Annotated in this window: 16 protein-coding genes; 14 read left to right on the top strand and 2 right to left on the bottom strand. The window is 37.7% G+C overall.

The genetic code is table 11. The annotated features are described in order from the left end of the window. Positions 1-31: 31 nt before the first annotated feature. The 9 genes from CWB66_RS23065 to CWB66_RS13620 all read left to right on the top strand — a co-directional run bounded on the left by CWB66_RS23065 (position 32) and on the right by CWB66_RS13620 (position 10036). Positions 32-151: an AlpA family phage regulatory protein gene (locus tag CWB66_RS23065; protein ID WP_354384678.1), complete on the top strand. Its 120-nt coding sequence runs from the start codon at positions 32-34 to the stop codon at positions 149-151. A gap of 233 nt (positions 152-384) precedes the next feature. Further along, positions 385-627 (top strand): type I restriction-modification enzyme R subunit C-terminal domain-containing protein, encoded by a 243-nt coding sequence (locus CWB66_RS13655; RefSeq protein WP_212747822.1) that lies wholly within the window; start codon positions 385-387, stop codon positions 625-627. 1 nt (position 628) lies between these two features. Continuing rightward, positions 629-2377 (top strand): restriction endonuclease subunit S, encoded by a 1749-nt coding sequence (locus CWB66_RS13650; protein ID WP_138585807.1) that lies wholly within the window; start codon positions 629-631, stop codon positions 2375-2377. Continuing rightward, on the top strand, positions 2374-3984 hold the full coding sequence (locus CWB66_RS13645; protein ID WP_138585806.1) for a restriction system-associated AAA family ATPase: 1611 nt from the start codon (positions 2374-2376) through the stop codon (positions 3982-3984). The genes CWB66_RS13650 and CWB66_RS13645 overlap by 4 nt, the downstream gene beginning before the upstream one ends. Before the next feature lies 1 nt (position 3985). Then, positions 3986-5095: a hypothetical protein gene (locus tag CWB66_RS13640; protein WP_138585805.1), complete on the top strand. Its 1110-nt coding sequence runs from the start codon at positions 3986-3988 to the stop codon at positions 5093-5095. Next, positions 5095-6177, top strand: coding sequence for a PDDEXK nuclease domain-containing protein (locus tag CWB66_RS13635; RefSeq protein WP_138585804.1), 1083 nt, complete (start codon positions 5095-5097; stop codon positions 6175-6177). The genes CWB66_RS13640 and CWB66_RS13635 overlap by 1 nt, the downstream gene beginning before the upstream one ends. Beyond that, positions 6174-7718 (top strand): class I SAM-dependent DNA methyltransferase, encoded by a 1545-nt coding sequence (locus CWB66_RS13630; RefSeq protein ID WP_138585803.1) that lies wholly within the window; start codon positions 6174-6176, stop codon positions 7716-7718. The genes CWB66_RS13635 and CWB66_RS13630 overlap by 4 nt, the downstream gene beginning before the upstream one ends. Positions 7719-7761: 43 nt before the next feature. Continuing rightward, a complete protein-coding gene (locus CWB66_RS13625; protein WP_138585802.1) occupies positions 7762-8166 on the top strand; it encodes a hypothetical protein in 405 nt (134 codons plus the stop codon). A gap of 670 nt (positions 8167-8836) precedes the next feature. Next, on the top strand, positions 8837-10036 hold the full coding sequence (locus tag CWB66_RS13620; RefSeq protein WP_138585801.1) for a tyrosine-type recombinase/integrase: 1200 nt from the start codon (positions 8837-8839) through the stop codon (positions 10034-10036). A gap of 1 nt (position 10037) precedes the next feature. Here CWB66_RS13620 and CWB66_RS13615 read toward each other — a convergent pair whose 3' ends face one another. Then, positions 10038-10478 (bottom strand): hypothetical protein, encoded by a 441-nt coding sequence (locus tag CWB66_RS13615; protein ID WP_138585800.1) that lies wholly within the window; start codon positions 10476-10478, stop codon positions 10038-10040. Between the two features lie 205 nt (positions 10479-10683). Here CWB66_RS13615 and CWB66_RS13610 point away from each other — a divergent pair, with 205 nt between their 5' ends. Both CWB66_RS13610 and CWB66_RS13605 read left to right on the top strand, forming a co-directional pair. Then, entirely contained in the window at positions 10684-11997 is a 1314-nt protein-coding gene (locus CWB66_RS13610) for a hypothetical protein (protein ID WP_138585799.1), read from the top strand. 214 nt (positions 11998-12211) lie between these two features. After that, positions 12212-12832, top strand: coding sequence for an inovirus Gp2 family protein (locus tag CWB66_RS13605; protein WP_138585798.1), 621 nt, complete (start codon positions 12212-12214; stop codon positions 12830-12832). 142 nt (positions 12833-12974) lie between these two features. On the opposite strand, the gene radC is transcribed toward CWB66_RS13605, so the two are convergent. Then, positions 12975-13469: a RadC family protein gene (gene radC / locus CWB66_RS13600; RefSeq protein ID WP_138585797.1), complete on the bottom strand. Its 495-nt coding sequence runs from the start codon at positions 13467-13469 to the stop codon at positions 12975-12977. Positions 13470-13604: 135 nt separating this feature from the next. Here radC and CWB66_RS13595 point away from each other — a divergent pair, with 135 nt between their 5' ends. The 3 genes from CWB66_RS13595 to CWB66_RS13585 all read left to right on the top strand — a co-directional run bounded on the left by CWB66_RS13595 (position 13605) and on the right by CWB66_RS13585 (position 17022). Next, entirely contained in the window at positions 13605-13808 is a 204-nt protein-coding gene (locus CWB66_RS13595; RefSeq protein ID WP_138585796.1) for an AlpA family transcriptional regulator, read from the top strand. A 154-nt stretch (positions 13809-13962) separates the two neighbouring features. Then, a complete protein-coding gene (gene mads1, locus CWB66_RS13590) occupies positions 13963-14139 on the top strand; it encodes a methylation-associated defense system helix-turn-helix domain-containing protein MAD1 (RefSeq protein WP_138585795.1) in 177 nt (58 codons plus the stop codon). Further along, the gene (locus tag CWB66_RS13585; RefSeq protein WP_138585794.1) at positions 14140-17022 is read left to right on the top strand and encodes an SNF2-related protein; all 2883 of its coding nucleotides are present in this window, start codon (positions 14140-14142) and stop codon (positions 17020-17022) included. Positions 17023-17038 lie beyond the last annotated feature (16 nt).

The raw sequence follows: 17038 nt of genomic DNA, 5'->3' as shown, positions 1-17038 counted from the left end.
GAGGTGTGATATATCTTTGAGCTGCTAAACAATTTATGAGTTTATGACTAAAGGCACATTCCCAAATCAAGTTTCGTTAGGTACTAAGTTAGTAGCCTGTGCTTATGTCGCACTTACTAAAAGCGATATTATGTGTGTTTTGCAGCATTAAGTTGAATGTTCCGTAACTTTCTCATACTCTACTTTTATTCACCGTGAGAAATAAAGCAATAAGTGGCTAAATACTAACGAGCCAAGAGCTTGTTGAGTACTTAAAGCTTAATGAAATAACAGCTTCTCGATAGGCTGGAGATGTTAAACTGCCAAGCTTTAAAGTTGGAGGCTAATGGCGTTTCAAGCGTGAAAATATAAAAGCCTAGATAGGAAAAAGGATTTTACTTCATCATGCCAGCACCCGCATTCCACTGTATTTATGGAGCCGCAAATCCAATGCTACGTTTGATAAAAGATCATATTGCCGCCATTTGTGCGATTGAGCTAGATGACTTTGGCTACAGGCCCTTTTCCAACCAAAGCGGTTTACAGAAAGCCTGGGGCTTATTTGCCGTTAGCGACTCAATCTGCAACGGCCAAGATAATGAATTCTATAGTCTATTGGCTGAAATGAATCAGGAATTAATTGCATAATATGGCATTTTCTAAAGATATAAATGAATTAGTCACAGAAGATACATCTGGATTACTTAATAAACATGAATCGTGGGAAAGAGTAACACTTCAAGATGTAGTGGAAGTAGTCAATGGCTATGCATTTTCATCAAGTGGTTTTAACACTGGGAAAGGCTTACCTCTTATTAGGATTAGAGATATCGTTTCAGGTAAAACCGATACAACGTATGAAGGTGTTTACTCTAAAGACTACATTGTTAATAATGGCGATTTGCTAGTAGGTATGGATGGTGATTTCCACTCCGGATTTTGGCGAAGCGGCATTGCACTGTTAAATCAACGAGTTTGCAAATTGACTGCAAATAAAAATTTTTATAATCAAAAGTTTTTAGCATACTTATTGCCTGGTTATTTAGATGCAATAAATCAAAATACATCTGCTGTGACCGTAAAGCATCTTTCATCAAAAACGATTCAAAGCATCCCATTACCCCTACCAACAAGAAAAGAACAGGATAGATTGGTAGAAAAGCTCGAAGAGCTATTGTCCGAGTTTGACAACGGGATAGAAGAGCTCAAAGCTGCACAAACCAAACTTAGCCAATACCGCCAATCGCTATTAAAAAGTGCAGTTGAAGGTTCGCTGACCCAGCAATGGCGCGCCGAAAATAGCGACCGAGTGCAAGAAACAGGCGAGCAACTGTTAGCACGCATTTTAAAGCAGCGCCGCGAACAGTGGCAGCAACAAAAACTTGCCGAGTTTGCCGAAAAAGGCAAAACGCCCCCTAAAAACTTTCAAAATAAATACCCCGAGCCTGTAAAACCCGATTCCACCGACTTCCCCAAATTGCCTGAAGGCTGGGTGTGGGCTAGCTTATCTCAAATCGGTTGGCTCGATCGAGGAAAGTCAAAGCATAGACCTAGGAATGCAGAGCATTTGTATGGTGGTGCTTATCCATTTGTTCAAACAGGTGAGATTCGAAGTGCAGACCAATACGTAAGGCATACCGAGAAAGCATATAGTGAAGAAGGGCTCAAGCAGAGTAAACTCTGGCCAAAAGGTACAATGTGTATAACTATTGCTGCGAATATAGGTGAAACAGCTATTTTAGACATTGATGCTTGCTTTCCTGACAGCATTGTTGGGTTTTCGACAATTGTTGAAGGTATGCCAATCGAGTATGTTGAATATGTATTTAGAGTCCTAAAGCATAAGCTTGATGATGAAGCGCCTGCGACAGCACAAAAAAACATAAACTTAGAAATTTTATCTAAGGAAGCTATTCCTTTACCACCAGTTATAGAGCAATTAGCTATTGTTAAGTGTCTGAATACTGAATTAGAAAATGTTGAGCTTCAAAAAACAGCAACAGCACTTGGTTTAAAACAATCTGAAGCTCAGCGTAAAAACATATTAAAGTCGGCTTTTTCTGGCCAGCTTGTACCGCAGGATTCTAATGATGAACCCGCTTCAATATTGCTCAAAAAAATCAAACAAGAGCGTGAAGCCTTGGCAAAAAGGCCCAAAACTAAACAAATTAAGACAAAATCAGCCATGAAAAAAATAACAGTCGAAGAACTTGCCAAGTGGGTGGGTAATTACAAAGGCAACAGCTTTACGTTTGAAGAATTACAAACAGCATTTCAAGGTGACTATGATCAGTTAAAAGACTGTATATTTGAGATGTTAAGTGCAAAGAAATCATTATTTAAACAAGTATTTGATCAGAAATTGAATACCATAATGTTTATCAAGGAAGAAAAATGAAACTTATCCGATTAAATATCATTGATGCTGATACCTGTGGCGGTTTATTGAATGGCGTGATAATCAATTTTCGTAATGGTCTAGTTGAAACCGATATTTTTTCACCTTTATGCTTAATTGGACCAAATGGCACCGGTAAATCACAAGTTTTACAAATTATTGCGGAAATATTTCAGTTAGCATTCTCAACATTCTTACCGCAAGAAGAAAAAACAAAAGTAAACAAAGGTTTAGAGTTTGAACTGGAGTATTATATTTCTTCTAGTGATGCTGAGCACTCTAGGTTATTGCTAATAACAGAAAAAGTACGTAACAAAATAACTTTATCTCTGAAACTTTTTAGTGATGGCGAATGGCAAACCTTAGAGCCTGAACTAATTGAAAAATATTTACCTACTTTAGTTGTGGGTTATACGTCAGGTGACAATGAGACTTTAAGCAGACCCTTCTATGCTAGCCGAAGTAGGTATGCAAAAGAAGTAGCTACAAGTGCGATGCCTAATGGCGATAAAAACAAAATCATCAAAGATTCCAAGCTGATGCTTATTGATTATGGAACTAGCCTAGAAGTATTAATTGCTAATTTGTTGCAAAATGATAATGAAGCGCGAAAGTATTTGTTAGCTGAGCCAAAATTAAACGAGCTGCATTCATTCCGATGTATTGTTCAATTAAACCATCCTGGTTCACCAGGAAAAAATGGAATTTTATTAACTAACGAACTAGAGGAGTCAATTGCTAACCTATCAAAATGTTGTACTTGCTCGAACTATGAGGCCAAGACAAGGACTTATACTTTTGATTTCCTTGTTCAAGATGGCACCTATTTAGCGTTTAACCACTTTTGGGGCAAAGACGCTTTAAAGCTTTACTCTGATTTTCACAAATTGTCTATGCTCAATGATTTGATGATTAAAGGTAATGGAGTTTTTAAACAAGATCCTTATGAAAAAGGTTTTTCTTCTAGGTTAGTTGAACCGGTTGATAGTGATAAAGTATTTAGGTTTGAAAAAATTAAGTTCTTGTCCGATAAATCTAATACTCCAGTTGATTATGTATCGTTGTCTGATGGCGAACATCAACTAGCCCAGCTATTAGGTACACTTTGTATGGTTGACTACCCTAATGCGTTATTTTTGATGGATGAGCCTGAAAGTCACTTTAATCCAAAGTGGCGTGTGGAGTTCATCTCAAAAATTATGAATCTTCCGACAACAAGTAAAGAAAAATGTAAAAATGAAGGTAAACGTTCAACAGTGACCTTAGCGTCACAACAAGAATGTCTCATCACAACACATTCCCCGTTTGTTCCCTCAGATATGCAAAGCGACAATGTTTTAATATTTAAAAAAGATCCTACAACCGGAAAAATAGAATCCAGAAACCCGAATATTCAAACGTATGGGAGTACTTTTGATACCATTCTTGAAGAATGTTTTAGTATTTCACCTCCTATGTCTGACCTGCCGAAAGTCGAAATTGAGCAGTTGCTGAAATCGAATGATGTTGATGAGATCAAGCAGGGAATTTCTCGGTTGGGTGATTCTGTAGAGCGGATGTACCTTGCAGATAGAATAAGAATGTTAAAAGCAAAGGAGAGCCAATAATATGTTAAGAAGTTACCCTATTGCTGCTACTGTGGATAATTGGTTACACGATGCTATTGTAGGAATAATTCAGGATGTCCACGATAAATTAAATGCTGGCGAAAATATAACAAACACGCAACGTACTTGGCTTAACTTAGTTTCTGCACGGACAACAATGCAAAGAGCTAATACGTTAGTTGGATTAATTGGAGTGAAAAGTCGTCTGTTTGCATTTAAAGATGAATACGCCAACCTTGCCCAACCTGATCGTGAGGTTGTTTTAGCTACGCTGGCAAATCAGAATGAAATTGTAAATTTACTGAATAGAACTCAGCAACCTCAAGTAATAAGCCAAACTTACCCTTTGATTCATGACAAAGCAAAAGACTTATTTGTATTTTGCTTTGAAAAACTGACTGATTTGAATGTCAGAGCTGGTCAATACAGCATTATATTTTCGAATTTAGCAGATAAAATCTGTCCGTTTTGTGGAATAGAAAGAGTAATGAACCCTGAAGAAACCGCGCAAGACCAAGATCATTATCTCGCAAAGAGTATTTACCCATTTTGCGCTGCTAATTTAAGAAACTTAGTTCCTATGTGTCGTTGTTGTAATCGTGATTACAAAAAAAATAAAGACGTCATTGATGGTGGCTTAAGAAGAGCTTTCGATCCTTACAACAGTACCCCACCTGAAATTACTTTAAACCCAACAATGATTGTCGAAGATAGCTCACCTATTAAGTTTGATTGGAATATTGATTTTCTTACTAATGCTGAAGAAGCTGAAACTTGGGATTCAGTGTTCGATATCCGTACTCGCTATAAGCGAGATATATTAAATGAGTACTTTGACAAATGGTTATGGGGCTTTTCAGAAAAATGTCGTAAAAATAGACTGCGTGGGTATTTAGGAAATAATCTCAATCCGGATCAGGTTAGACAAGAGCTAGCTTATTATCAAGAAGATAAAGCAGATAACCCAAGTACTGGCCTTGCGGGCTTTCTTGAACCTTTAGTCTTCAGCTTCTTGTTGCGAAAATATGATGAAAATAACTCTAGGGTGATAAGCTTGATAAGAATAGCTGTTCTTGGGCAACAAGAAATTCAAGATATTGAGGCCGCTTGATGTCAAAACTCACTGTTGAGCCTGAACTGTTTTCAGATATCCAAATCTTAATCACTCAAGCTAAACAACAAGCTGCGGTTGCGGTTAATGCATCATTAACCATGTTATATTGGCAAATTGGCCAACGTATTCACCAAGCGGTGTTAAAGGGTGAGCGCGCTGAGTACGGTAAGCAGGTTATTGCTAACTTATCGGCCCAACTTACCAATGAGCTAGGCAAAGGCTGGGGCAAGCGTAATTTGCAATATATGGTGCAATTTTACGAAATATTCCCTGAGCAACAGATTGTGCACGCACTGCGTGCAAAATTGAGCTGGACGCATTTTAAACAAATAATTCATTTAAAAGACCCTTTACAGCGTGAATTTTACGCGCAAATGTGTGCGGTAGAAGGTTGGAGCGCACGTACCTTAGATGATCGTATTAATAGTATGTTATTTGAACGTACGGCCTTGTCTAAAAAGCCTGAAGAGCTAATAAAAATGGAGTTAAAAAAATTAGCTACGCAACAACCTGTTTCTGAGGCGCTGGTACTTAAAGACCCATACGTGTTAGATTTTTTAGGACTGAATGACCATTACCTCGAAAAAGATTTAGAAGATGCCATTTTGCGCGAGCTTGAACAGTTTTTGCTTGAGCTAGGTGCTGGTTTTTCGTTTATTGCTCGGCAAAAACGTATTCAGCTTGATGGTGATGATTTTTATATCGATTTATTGTTTTATAACCGTCAACTCAAGCGTTTAGTGGCTATTGATTTAAAGCTAGGGAAATTTAAACCCCACTATAAAGGCCAAATGGAGTTGTACTTACGCTGGCTAGATAAATATGAACGCCAAGTGGGTGAGCAAGCACCGCTTGGTATTATTTTGTGTGCGCAAAAAAACCAAGAGCAAATCGAATTACTGGAAATGGATGACGCGGGTATTCACGTAGCTGAATACTTAGCAGTGTTACCGAAACGGGAAATATTGCATCAACGCTTACAAGATGCGATTAATTCTGCCAAAAGTCGGTATAATCCCGCTCTTTTAGACAGCAGTGATCCTGAATGCAGTCAATCAGGCTTGGATAGTAAAAAATGAATGCACCCGCATTAGTACAAAAAGTTTGGAATTATTGTCATACATTACGAGATGATGGTGTTGGCTACGGTGATTATTTAGAACAGTTAACCTACCTGTTATTTTTAAAAATGGCACATGAGTATGCGTTGCCGCCTCACTCACGCGATACTAAAGTGCCCGTTGAATTTAATTGGGAAACTTTACAAGGCTTAACGGGTGAAAAGCTAGAAGAGCAATACCGTAAAGTTTTAAAAAATCTGGCCAATGAAGACGGCATGATTGGCGCTATTTTTTATAAATCAGAAAATAAAATTCCCGATCCTGCAAAGCTAGCTCGTATTGTTAAGATGATTAATGATGAGAATTGGATCAGCTTAGATTCAGATGCAAAAGGTGACTTATACGAAGGCTTATTGCAAAAGAATGCTGAAGATACTAAAAGTGGTGCTGGCCAATACTTTACGCCTCGTGCATTAATAGATGCAATGCTGGCTTGTGTTCAACCAGAGCCGAAAAAAACCATTGCAGATCCTGCATGCGGTACAGGTGGCTTTTTCTTAACCGCAAGTGATTGGATCACATTCGGTGATGAACAATGGATAGAAAAAGGCATGAGCCATTGGAATCCATCAAAGCATGATGAAAACACCATAGCAAAATCAAAATTGAATAAAGACCAAGTTCAATTTTTACGTGATAAAACTTTCAGTGGTAATGAAATCGTACCCTCTACTCGTCGCATGTGTTTAATGAACTTATTCTTACACAACATCGGCAGCATAGATGGTGAGCCTGACGTTGAACGCGCTGATGCTTTACTTACACAGGTAAAAGACGAGGATAAAGTAGATTACGTGTTAGCTAATCCACCATTTGGCAAGAAAAGTAGCATGACTATTACTAATGCTGAAGGTGGCGAAGATAAAGATGCGTTAACCTATGTGCGACAAGATTTTTGGGCGACCACAACCAATAAACAGTTAAACTTTTTACAGCATATTGTTTCTAGCTTGAAGGATACGGGTAAAGCAGCGGTAGTTTTACCTGACAACGTTTTATTTGAAGGTGGTGCAGGAGAGCGTATTCGCCGCAAGTGGTTAAACAATTGTGATGTGCATACTATTTTAAGGCTACCAACAGGTATTTTCTACGCTAATGGTGTTAAAGCTAATGTTGTGTTTTTTGACAATGCTGCCCATGATGAAAAGATTCATACCAAAGGTATTTGGTTTTATGATTTAAGAACCAATAAACACTTCACGCTAAAACAGCGTCCTATGACACTGAATGATTTAAAAGATTTCATTACTTGTTATAACCCAGAAAACCGCCATGTTCGCGAAGAAACTGAACGATTTAAATATTACAGTTATGACGAGCTAATTAACCGTGATAAAGCGAGTCTTGACGTATTTTGGCTTAAAGATGATAGTTTAGATAACCTTGATAATTTGCCTCCACCAGACGTCTTACAACAAGAGATAATAGATCACTTAGAAGCAGCATTAGTTGCTTTTAGGGATGTAGCTGCAGGGCTGCCTTCAAGTACTGAAAGCTAAACGTATAGAGCTTGGATTAGTTAATCAAAATGCAACAAAATGAATGAGCAGTGCACAGAGGCTATGCCTAATAAAACTAAAAGGTCACTTTATTACCGGTTATGCAGGCGGTATAAATAAACCTGATACGCCTATAGAGCTTAAAGATGATGCTGCTATCGAAGCACTGAATTATTTGCAAGAATGCCCAGAGACAAAACAACGATTTGATAAAGTCGCTAGGCTAATAGAGGGCTTTGAGTCGCAAAACGGTATGGAGCTACTTTCAACTGTGCACTGGGTTGTAACGAATGAGCTAGAAGGCAATAATATTACTGATAAAGAGCTTATTAATATAGTACATAGCTGGAATGCTAGAAAGTCAAAAATGAAGCCCGCCCATATCCTTGCTGCTTGGAACAAGCTAAAACAAGAAGACTGGTTGAATTTAAAAGCACAAACAGCTTAAAACTAATCTAAAGGGAAGCTTGATGCTTCCCTTTTTTTCCGTGCTTTTGGTTGGACTTTGAATAGCAGATTAACTCACTTAAGTTACCCTTCGGAGAACTGGTTACTTTGCGTTGCTGCTAGGCCATGTTAAATCATCAGTGAACGGTGAATTACTACCAACAATCCATATTTCACTACAATCTTCAGTGCCCAGATATAAAGTATATCGAAGTAATTGGCTTATAGCGGCTTTAATATCCTCTTTGGCATTTGAGCCAAATTTAATCACTCAATTGTATTACGGTTGATTAGTATTTTATTTTTAGAAGCACTATACCTCGCTTATGTAGTAAACTAGCGACTATTAGTTGAGGTGATAAATCCAAATTATTCACCCAGTACCCCGCATAGCACTTAATTAGGTAAAGCATGGTGTTATGGGTTGAAATAAAAGGTTTATAAATCAAATGAGTAGAGCAGGAATACAGTGGTTCCCTGGGCGCTTGTATTAGCTTCCGAAATAATCCTGAGTTGTATGTATCCTCCTATGAAAACAATGGTTTAGTTTGTTTTTGTTCCGTAGTAGTCCAGCCTCATCTTGTTACTCCCACTATTTTTAATACCCACCTTAGTACCCATGAGGCTGCGTTCTATATATACTAGTCATAATTAGTATTGTGGAGCTTATTATGGCAAGGCCTGTAGTTCGTTTAACGGATAAGAAAATAAAATCAATTACTAGCTCCGACAAAGAGCAAACGCTTTCTGATGGTGGCGGACTTCAATTACGAGTTTTACCCACGGGAACTAAGTCTTGGCAGTTTAAGTTTAAAAATCCAATAACTGCAAAGTTCAACAGAATGCCTCTTGGGATATATCCATCTCTATCACTTGCTAACGCCCGCACTAAAGCAATTGAGTATCGGGAGCTACTAGCGCAAGGTATTAACCCAAAAGAACATGAGTTAGCTAAAAAGAAAGCAGAAAGCCGAAAAGCAGCCAATACATTTTTAGCTGCCGCAGAACTTTGGTTTGAACGAAAACAGCCTACTGTGACCGCTCATCACGCAGCTAGGGAATGGCGAACGCTTGAAATGTATATATTCCCTAAGATGAAAGATATACCGTTAGAAAGCATTACAGCGATAGGCACAATTGAAATACTCAGGCCACTAGAGTCTGACGGTAAACACTCCACAATTAAACGTATTTGCCAAAGCTTAAACCAGATCATGGATTACTCAGTAAACCATGGTTTTATTAATGCCAATCCACTAGCAAAAATTATAAAAGTATTTACTAAAAACACGGTTGAGCACATGGCTACAATAAGGCCTGAAGAGCTACCTGATTTTTTAACGGCTTTGAATAAATCTCAAACCATTCAGGACAAAACCAAGCTTTTAATCTTGTGGCAATTGCACACTATGACTCGCTCAAAGGAAGCCGCTGGCACTAAGTGGGCCGATATTAATATCGAAGAAGAGGTTTGGGTGATCCCTGCTGAAGAAATGAAACGCAGAAGGGCTCATAGAGTGCCTTTAACGCCTGCTACCTTAGCAATACTTGAGCAAATGAAGCCTTTAAGCGGTCATCATGAGTATGTATTCCCGAGTGGGCGTAATGAAAATAACCATGCAAGCACCTATACGGTCAATGCAGCCATTAAACGTAGCTTAGGCTACAAAGATAAGCTGGTGGCCCATGGCTTGCGCTCTGTTGCTTCTACAGCACTTCATGAAAAAGGTTACGATAGCCTTTTAGTTGAAGCATGCTTAGCCCATGCAGATGAAAATGAAACAAGAGCGGCATATAACCGCTCGGACTATTTAGAGCAACGAAAACCAATAATGAGGTGGTGGAGTGAGTATATAAATAAAAGTATCTAATTTATTTTAATTTATCTTCAATTTCCTTAAGTATTTCAAAATTAATTAGATTTCTATTTTTCATTTCTAGGTAGGTGTTTATTATAATTTCTAGCTCTAAGTTTAAAGGGCGATCTTCTTTTTCTGCAGAAAGTCTTAGAGCATCAATCGTTTTTTTTGAAAGCATGTAATTAGCTTGCTTCTTAGATGTGTTTTTATTCCTAGATTTGTATAGTCTCCAGGCCGCAGCTGCGTCTCTTTTTTTTAGTACTATAGAGGGGCTAGGCGATGAGAAAACTGTATGGATGCATTTAACATCTTGCTCATGAGGTTTTTTTGTACCGTAATCGGGAGTCCCTTTTTTCTTTATTAAATAATTATAAAACCACGTTGCTTTACCTTTTGTTTCGTCTTTACACCAAGAGCAACCAGCGCCCTCAGAGCACTTTGTTAATTTCATCATAGAGTACACTTGTTTAAATAAATAAATATAGCGCATGTTGTTTTTAGTTGCTAGATGTATGTCAATATTTGAATCTAGCATTGAACAAGATTACATTGCTATATGTGATTCTAGACTATGTTTTAGACTATGTTCAAGACTCCGCTATAGACTATGTTTTAGATTCGTTTATAGTATTGAGTTTGGTTTTCTATTAGGTTCTATAATGGATATTACAAAGAATCTTGGGTATAAACAGTTTTTGGCATCAGCTTATTTTTTTAGTGAAAATGAAAAGTTTTTCTTAAATCATTCGTCAATAAAAAGTATTGCCAATTCATTCGGTATTGATCGTTACTCATGTAAAGCAGCTTTAAAAAAATTAGAAGGAAAATCACTACTTAATATCAATACTATTTATACTCAATCTCAAGGTGGCATAAGGAAGGAATTTATAAAAAATGAAACTCTAACTCATAGCTTCTTGGGTTGTATTTTTTCAGGAGCAGAATCGTTTTTTATAAAAGATATCTTAGGTGTTAGGCGGGATAAAACGTTAAGTAATTTACAGCGTGCTCTTATTTTGATGATGAAATATTTAGAGCATACAAATTACCATACACGAATCATTACAGTGAAAGAACTGGCACAATTTTTAAGCATAACAGAAAGCCGGATTCTGGCTGGTATTCAAAAATTAAATGGTGAAGTGCTAAACTCCGCTTGGGGAGGGAGCAGAGTAATAAGATCTTATAAAGCAATTTATATGAGCTCGAAATTAAAGTGGAACTTTAAGTTAGATGAAGAAAAGGCAGAATATGCTGCAACTATTCACCTAAAGACTTTGCTATATAACAGTAATATCCTTGTATATTTGCATGGAGAATTAGCAGCTATTTTTAAAAGCTTAAAAATAAAAAGAACAGAACTATTAAATGAGGGCTTTACGCTTACAGATGAACAGCAAGTAACTTTTGGTCAGAAGATTGATTATAAGTTTTACGGGAGGATAGGCGGAGCTGATTTAATTCGTTTTCTAACTTTTAAAAATACTAAGTTGATATTCAAGGTATTAGAGGCGATAAAAGGAAATAATGATAGTAGACATTATATCAATGAAGGGCTTGGGAAGTGTATTAGCGGTGTATTGGTGGAGAATAAATCATTGCTTGAGGCTTACTCTAAAGAGGTGGTGAAAGGCATGCGATTAGACTCCACTCAACGGGCTGGAGAAAGAGGAACTGTATTATTTATTGAAATGTTAGATTATATATTTTCCGACATTATTAAATCTATTAAGAATACCGTTATGTATTTGTTACATGAAAAATATAAAACGGAAGAAATTTATTTTTCGCCTAACAACCCTTTACACATGAAAGGTGAGCCAAATGTTTTTATTGCTTACGGCACAGTGCAAGCAAAAAATATTCTTTTAAAGAATAAGCCACTTTCAACATCTAATTTACTTGGTTTTAATGTGTGGAAAGATAAAAACAAATCTCAACTACTAGGTACATTATTGATAAAGTTTTATTAATTGCTTATATGTAACTCCAGAGTGATGTCTAGGTAGTTCATTGTTCTGTGTATGCAAATTTTGTAAAAAGTTGAATCAAGCTTTAGCTTTTCTAATTTGAAATATGTCGGATAGGTAAGATATACCTATTTAACTTAGTCATTTATAAGCACTGATGATGTAATAAAATACATAAGTGCCTCTTTGTATACTTACAAAACAAAGAGTACTAAAAATGATCAAACAACCAACATATAACCCTTCATACCAACAACGTATCGAATCTACATTAGATTATGCTATTGAGCAGAACCCTAGATTGAATGTTGTAAGATTTGACTTATACCTTCCAGATTATTATCAATGCGAAGATACACCACGGGCGTTAGCAGATAACCTAATGCCTAGGTTCTTTGCATCATTAAGAGCAAAAATCATTAGTGACGCTATACAGCGCAGGCGTTTAGGACACAGAGTTCATGATACAGACTTGTATTATGTCTGGGCGAGAGAGTTTGGGGAGCTTGCTGGTAAAGAGCATTATCATATTGCTATTTTTATTAATAAAGACAGGTTCCACTCGTTAGGTAGTTATGACTGTAATTCAGGTAGCTTTGCCTCACTAATAATACAAGCATGGGCTAGCGCACTCGGTATTTCTGCGTATGAAGCGCAAAACCTCGTTAATTTCCCTGATAATGCATGTAATTGGGTTGAAAGCAATTCTAAGAATTACTCAACACAAAGGAAAATTTCTGAAGTTAGACTAGAATATTTAGCAAAAAATAAAACGAAGGTTTATGGTACTGGTAAGAGAAACTTTGGAGCAAGCCAAACTCCGAAGCCTAAATACTAATATTAATTGAACGTAAGTGCCCTTAGTAAGGGCACTTAATTTATTTACTTTCATCTTCATAGATTGTTTTTAAAATCTTTAATATAGCAATCGTATGAATAATGATTTTTACCGTGTTTTTATTTAACAATAGACCCTCCTATTAGTTATTACTGTCTAAACTTAGTAGCTGTCTTTCAGCAAAAGAAACACATGTTTCACCTACGATAATGTGGTCAAGCACTGTCACGTCTATTAGCGCTAAAGCACTTTCCAGCTTCTTTGTAATGAGTTTATCTGCTTGTGACGGCGTGGGATCGCCTGAAGGGTGGTTATGAGCAAAGATAACGCTGGTGGCGTTTTTGCTAAGCACAGACTTAACAACTTCCCTTGGATAAACCGAAGCTGCATTAATAGTTCCAAAAAATAGCTCTTGATAATCAATAATCCGATTCTGGCTATCCAAATACAGCGCAGCGAATACTTCACGCTCATATACACCTAGTTTTGCCTTTAAAAAGTCTATGGCTGTAGAGGGGCTATTAAGCGCCCCTAGGCGAGCATATCTTTGCTGCATTATTTCAGCTGCTCTTTCTAAAATTTGATCCTCTAAACATTTAAATTTTGATTCGTATTGCTTGGTTTTAATTAAAGCCATTATCAGGTCCTCAGGTAGGTAATTAATACCCCTAAGTGATATATGCCTTCAATATTTTGGATTTAGCCACCAGCTCGAAAAAGTAACTTTCTACGCAACTGACATATCTCTTGAACCTATAACGGAGATAGAAAAATGCGGTTAATCAAATTAAAAGAAGTTATACAAAAAACATCACTTGGCCACTCGAGTATTTATAAGTTTATTGCTGATGGGTCTTTTCCGAAGCAAGTCTCATTAGGTGCTAAATCGGTAGCTTGGTTAGAGTCAGAAGTTGATGATTGGATAATGGATAGAATAGGGGAGAGGGGGGTAACTAAACCCACAACCGCTTTGTAAGCTCTATATAAAAAAATAACGTAAAGCTCGGGTTCTAACCCGAGCTTCTATGCCGTACTAGGCAAAAGCGATAATAAAAGTGTTTTACAGCATTAAATTGACCATTCCACAATTTTCTCATACTCTACTTTTGTTCACAGTTAGAGATAAATCGATGAGTGATGAAATACTAACAATCCAAGAGCTTGCTGTTTACCTAAAGCTAAACGAAAAAACAGCTTACCGGTTAGCGGGTGAAGGAAAACTGCCAGGCTTTAAAGTAGGCGGTTCATGGCGCTTTAAGCGTGAAGATTTAGAACAATGGATAGAGCAAAAAAAACAAGGAGTGTAAATGAATATCACCCCCTATCATGCAAAATACTTTGCACATGAATTATCAATCCTTCATGCCAACAATGGCGTAGACAGGCTTTCACAATCGTTATTCGATGCTAGTGTTGATTTAAACCCACACCAAATTGAAGCCGCCTTATTTGCTCTAGATAACCCTTTAAATAAAGGTGTGGTGCTCGCAGATGAAGTAGGTTTAGGTAAAACCATTGAAGCAGGTTTAGTACTTTGCCAATATTGGGCCGAGCGCAAACGTAAACTACTCATTATTTGCCCGGCTTCATTACGTCGGCAGTGGGCTCAAGAACTACAAGATAAGTTTAACCTACCATCACAAATACTCGATGCTAAAACTTATAATCAACTTCAAAAATCAGGTATATACAACCCATTAAATAATAAGCAAGTAGTGATCATGTCATATCACTACGCTGCGAGGCTTGAAGAAAAGTTAGTCGGGCAAATGTGGGATCTTGTAGTTATAGACGAAGCGCATAAACTTCGTAATGCCCACCGCGAAAGTAACAAAATGGGCCAAGCGTTAAAGCGTGCTTTATTTGGTCGAAAAAAACTTCTATTAACAGCAACACCACTTCAAAACTCCCTTATGGAGCTTTACGGCATGTCTACGTTAATAGATGAGCATATTTTTGGTGATGACAAAGCATTCAGAAAGCAATTTATGCAAGGCGATAGTGACCAACAAGAGCTCAAAGAGCGTCTTGCTGGCTTTGTTAAACGCACACTACGTAAACAAGTACTTGAGTATGTAAAGTATACTCAACGTAAAGCGTTAACCGTTCCCTTTACGCCATCAGATCAAGAACAAGCCTTATACGATGCTGTTTCAATGTTTATTGAAAAAGACGACAGCTACGCATTACCTAAAAGGCAAAAGCACTTAACAGGCCTTATATTACGCAAGCTGCTTGCCTCAAGCTCCCATGCTGTATTGAACACACTTCAAGTCATGAAGCGCCGCTTAGAGCAGCTTAAAGAGCAACGAGAAGATCACGAAGATGACTTGCTGCGCACTATCATTGAAGATGACGATTTAGAAACTGATTACTTAGACGAAGAAGACATCGATGAGTTGCTTGATGAAGACGCAGCGAAAGAAGTTATTGATGATAAACGCCTTGAGTCAGAAATAAAGGAACTTGAAGGTTTTATCTCACAAGCGCAATGCATTAATAACGACGAAAAAGCAAAGGCCCTATTACAAGCTTTAGAGCTTGGTTTTTCTCAAATGGCTGAAATGGGCGCGGCCCAAAAAGTTATCATATTTACAGAATCCAAAAGAACACAAGCCTATCTTGCAACGTTCCTTGCACAGCATGGTTTTAAAGACAAAATAGTCACATTTAGTGGTTCCAATACACACACTGAAGCAACCGAAGTATATAAATCATGGCGCGATAAACACGCTGGTTCAGATGTAGTCACCGGCTCCCCACAAGTAGACAGAAGAACAGCATTAATTGAGCACTTTAGAGATTGCGCCGAAGTAATGATTGCAACAGAAGCTGCCGCAGAAGGTGTTAACTTACAATTTTGTTCATTACTTATTAATTACGACTTACCCTGGAATCCACAGCGCGTAGAGCAACGCATAGGCCGTTGCCATCGTTACGGCCAAAAGTTTGATGTGGTTGTTATTAACTTCATGAATCAGCGTAACTATGCGGATCAACGAGTACTTGAATTGCTCACTCATAAATTCACTTTATTTGATGGTGTATTTGGCGCATCTGATTCAGTGCTAGGAAGCCTTGAAAGTGGTGTTGATTTTGAAAAACGTATTCAGCAAATTTATCAAGAGTGTCGCTCACCAGCCGAAATTGAAGCGGCTTTTGAAACATTGCAAAAAGAGCTTGAAGCCGATATCAACGTTAAAATGCAACAAACACAAGAGGCACTACTAGAGCATTTTGATGAAGATATACATGATTTACTCAAAATAAAGTTAGATCAAGCAAACGAGCGCTTAGATAAAGTATCTAAATGGTTTTGGGCCGTTACTCAGCACCAACTTCAAGAGCAGGCTTATTTTAACGAGCAAGACTATACCTTTACGCTAACTAACAAAATAGCCGAACAAGCTCAAGGTAAGTACCAGCTTATTCGTAAAGGCACACAACCTGAAAATACAGCTCAACAAGCTATTGACAGTCATGCACACAAATACCGTATTACACACCCCTTAGGTGAGTATGTGATAGATAATGCAAGAGTGACTGATACGCCTAAGAGTGAGATAATATTTGACTATCAAAACCACCCTACAAAAGTATCTGTAGCAGAAAAACTGCAAGGACAGTCAGGCTGGTTATCGTTAAACTTGCTGAAAATAGATGCTTTTCAAACAGAAGAGCACTTAGTTTTTACCGGTATTACCGATAAGGGCCAGTTGATTGATGCTGAAGCGTGTAAAGCGCTGTTTAATGTTGGTGCTACAAGTGGGGGGAGTATCGCATCTGATATCCCAGAAAAGCTCCTTGAAAACCAAACAAGGCAACTTGATTCCAAACTTGCAGAAGCGATGGATTTAAATAACCAATACTTTCAGGAAGAAAGAGACAAGCTTGAAAAGTGGGCAGACGATAAAGTACTCGCAGCAGAACAAGCCCTTGTTGATACCAAAAACCAAATAAAGTCGCTTAAAAGAGAAAGCCGCCATGCTACTTCTGTAGAAGAGCAGCAGCAAATGCAAAAACAACTAAAGGATTTAGAGCGTAAACAGCGTCAGCAACGCGCTGAAATATGGGATGTTGAGGATGAAATTGCAGAAAAGCGTGATGTATTAATTGCTGCGTTAGAAGAACGGATGAAGCAAAGAACAGAAGTTAAAGAACTATTTACGGTGCACTGGTCAGTGGTTTAACCGGCTTTTTGAGTAT

The sequence above is a fragment of the Pseudoalteromonas sp. S558 genome (assembly GCF_005886635.1).
GTDB classification, from domain to species: domain Bacteria; phylum Pseudomonadota; class Gammaproteobacteria; order Enterobacterales; family Alteromonadaceae; genus Pseudoalteromonas; species Pseudoalteromonas aliena.
This window is presented reverse-complemented; position numbering and strand designations above follow the sequence as displayed.

What these genes read in the sequence shown, in the direction of transcription:
- CWB66_RS13655 (WP_212747822.1), top strand. Translation starts at nt 385, where the DNA reads ATGCCAGCACCCGCATTCCACTGTATTTATGGAGCCGCAAATCCAATG.
- CWB66_RS13650 (WP_138585807.1), top strand. Translation starts at nt 629, where the DNA reads ATGGCATTTTCTAAAGATATAAATGAATTAGTCACAGAAGATACATCT.
- CWB66_RS13645 (WP_138585806.1), top strand. Translation starts at nt 2,374, where the DNA reads ATGAAACTTATCCGATTAAATATCATTGATGCTGATACCTGTGGCGGT.
- CWB66_RS13640 (WP_138585805.1), top strand. Translation starts at nt 3,986, where the DNA reads ATGTTAAGAAGTTACCCTATTGCTGCTACTGTGGATAATTGGTTACAC.
- CWB66_RS13635 (WP_138585804.1), top strand. Translation starts at nt 5,095, where the DNA reads ATGTCAAAACTCACTGTTGAGCCTGAACTGTTTTCAGATATCCAAATC.
- CWB66_RS13630 (WP_138585803.1), top strand. Translation starts at nt 6,174, where the DNA reads ATGAATGCACCCGCATTAGTACAAAAAGTTTGGAATTATTGTCATACA.
- CWB66_RS13625 (WP_138585802.1), top strand. Translation starts at nt 7,762, where the DNA reads ATGAGCAGTGCACAGAGGCTATGCCTAATAAAACTAAAAGGTCACTTT.
- CWB66_RS13620 (WP_138585801.1), top strand. Translation starts at nt 8,837, where the DNA reads ATGGCAAGGCCTGTAGTTCGTTTAACGGATAAGAAAATAAAATCAATT.
- CWB66_RS13615 (WP_138585800.1), bottom strand. Translation starts at nt 10,478, where the DNA reads ATGATGAAATTAACAAAGTGCTCTGAGGGCGCTGGTTGCTCTTGGTGT.
- CWB66_RS13610 (WP_138585799.1), top strand. Translation starts at nt 10,684, where the DNA reads ATGGATATTACAAAGAATCTTGGGTATAAACAGTTTTTGGCATCAGCT.
- CWB66_RS13605 (WP_138585798.1), top strand. Translation starts at nt 12,212, where the DNA reads ATGATCAAACAACCAACATATAACCCTTCATACCAACAACGTATCGAA.
- radC (WP_138585797.1), bottom strand. Translation starts at nt 13,469, where the DNA reads ATGGCTTTAATTAAAACCAAGCAATACGAATCAAAATTTAAATGTTTA.
- CWB66_RS13595 (WP_138585796.1), top strand. Translation starts at nt 13,605, where the DNA reads ATGCGGTTAATCAAATTAAAAGAAGTTATACAAAAAACATCACTTGGC.
- mads1 (WP_138585795.1), top strand. Translation starts at nt 13,963, where the DNA reads ATGAGTGATGAAATACTAACAATCCAAGAGCTTGCTGTTTACCTAAAG.
- CWB66_RS13585 (WP_138585794.1), top strand. Translation starts at nt 14,140, where the DNA reads ATGAATATCACCCCCTATCATGCAAAATACTTTGCACATGAATTATCA.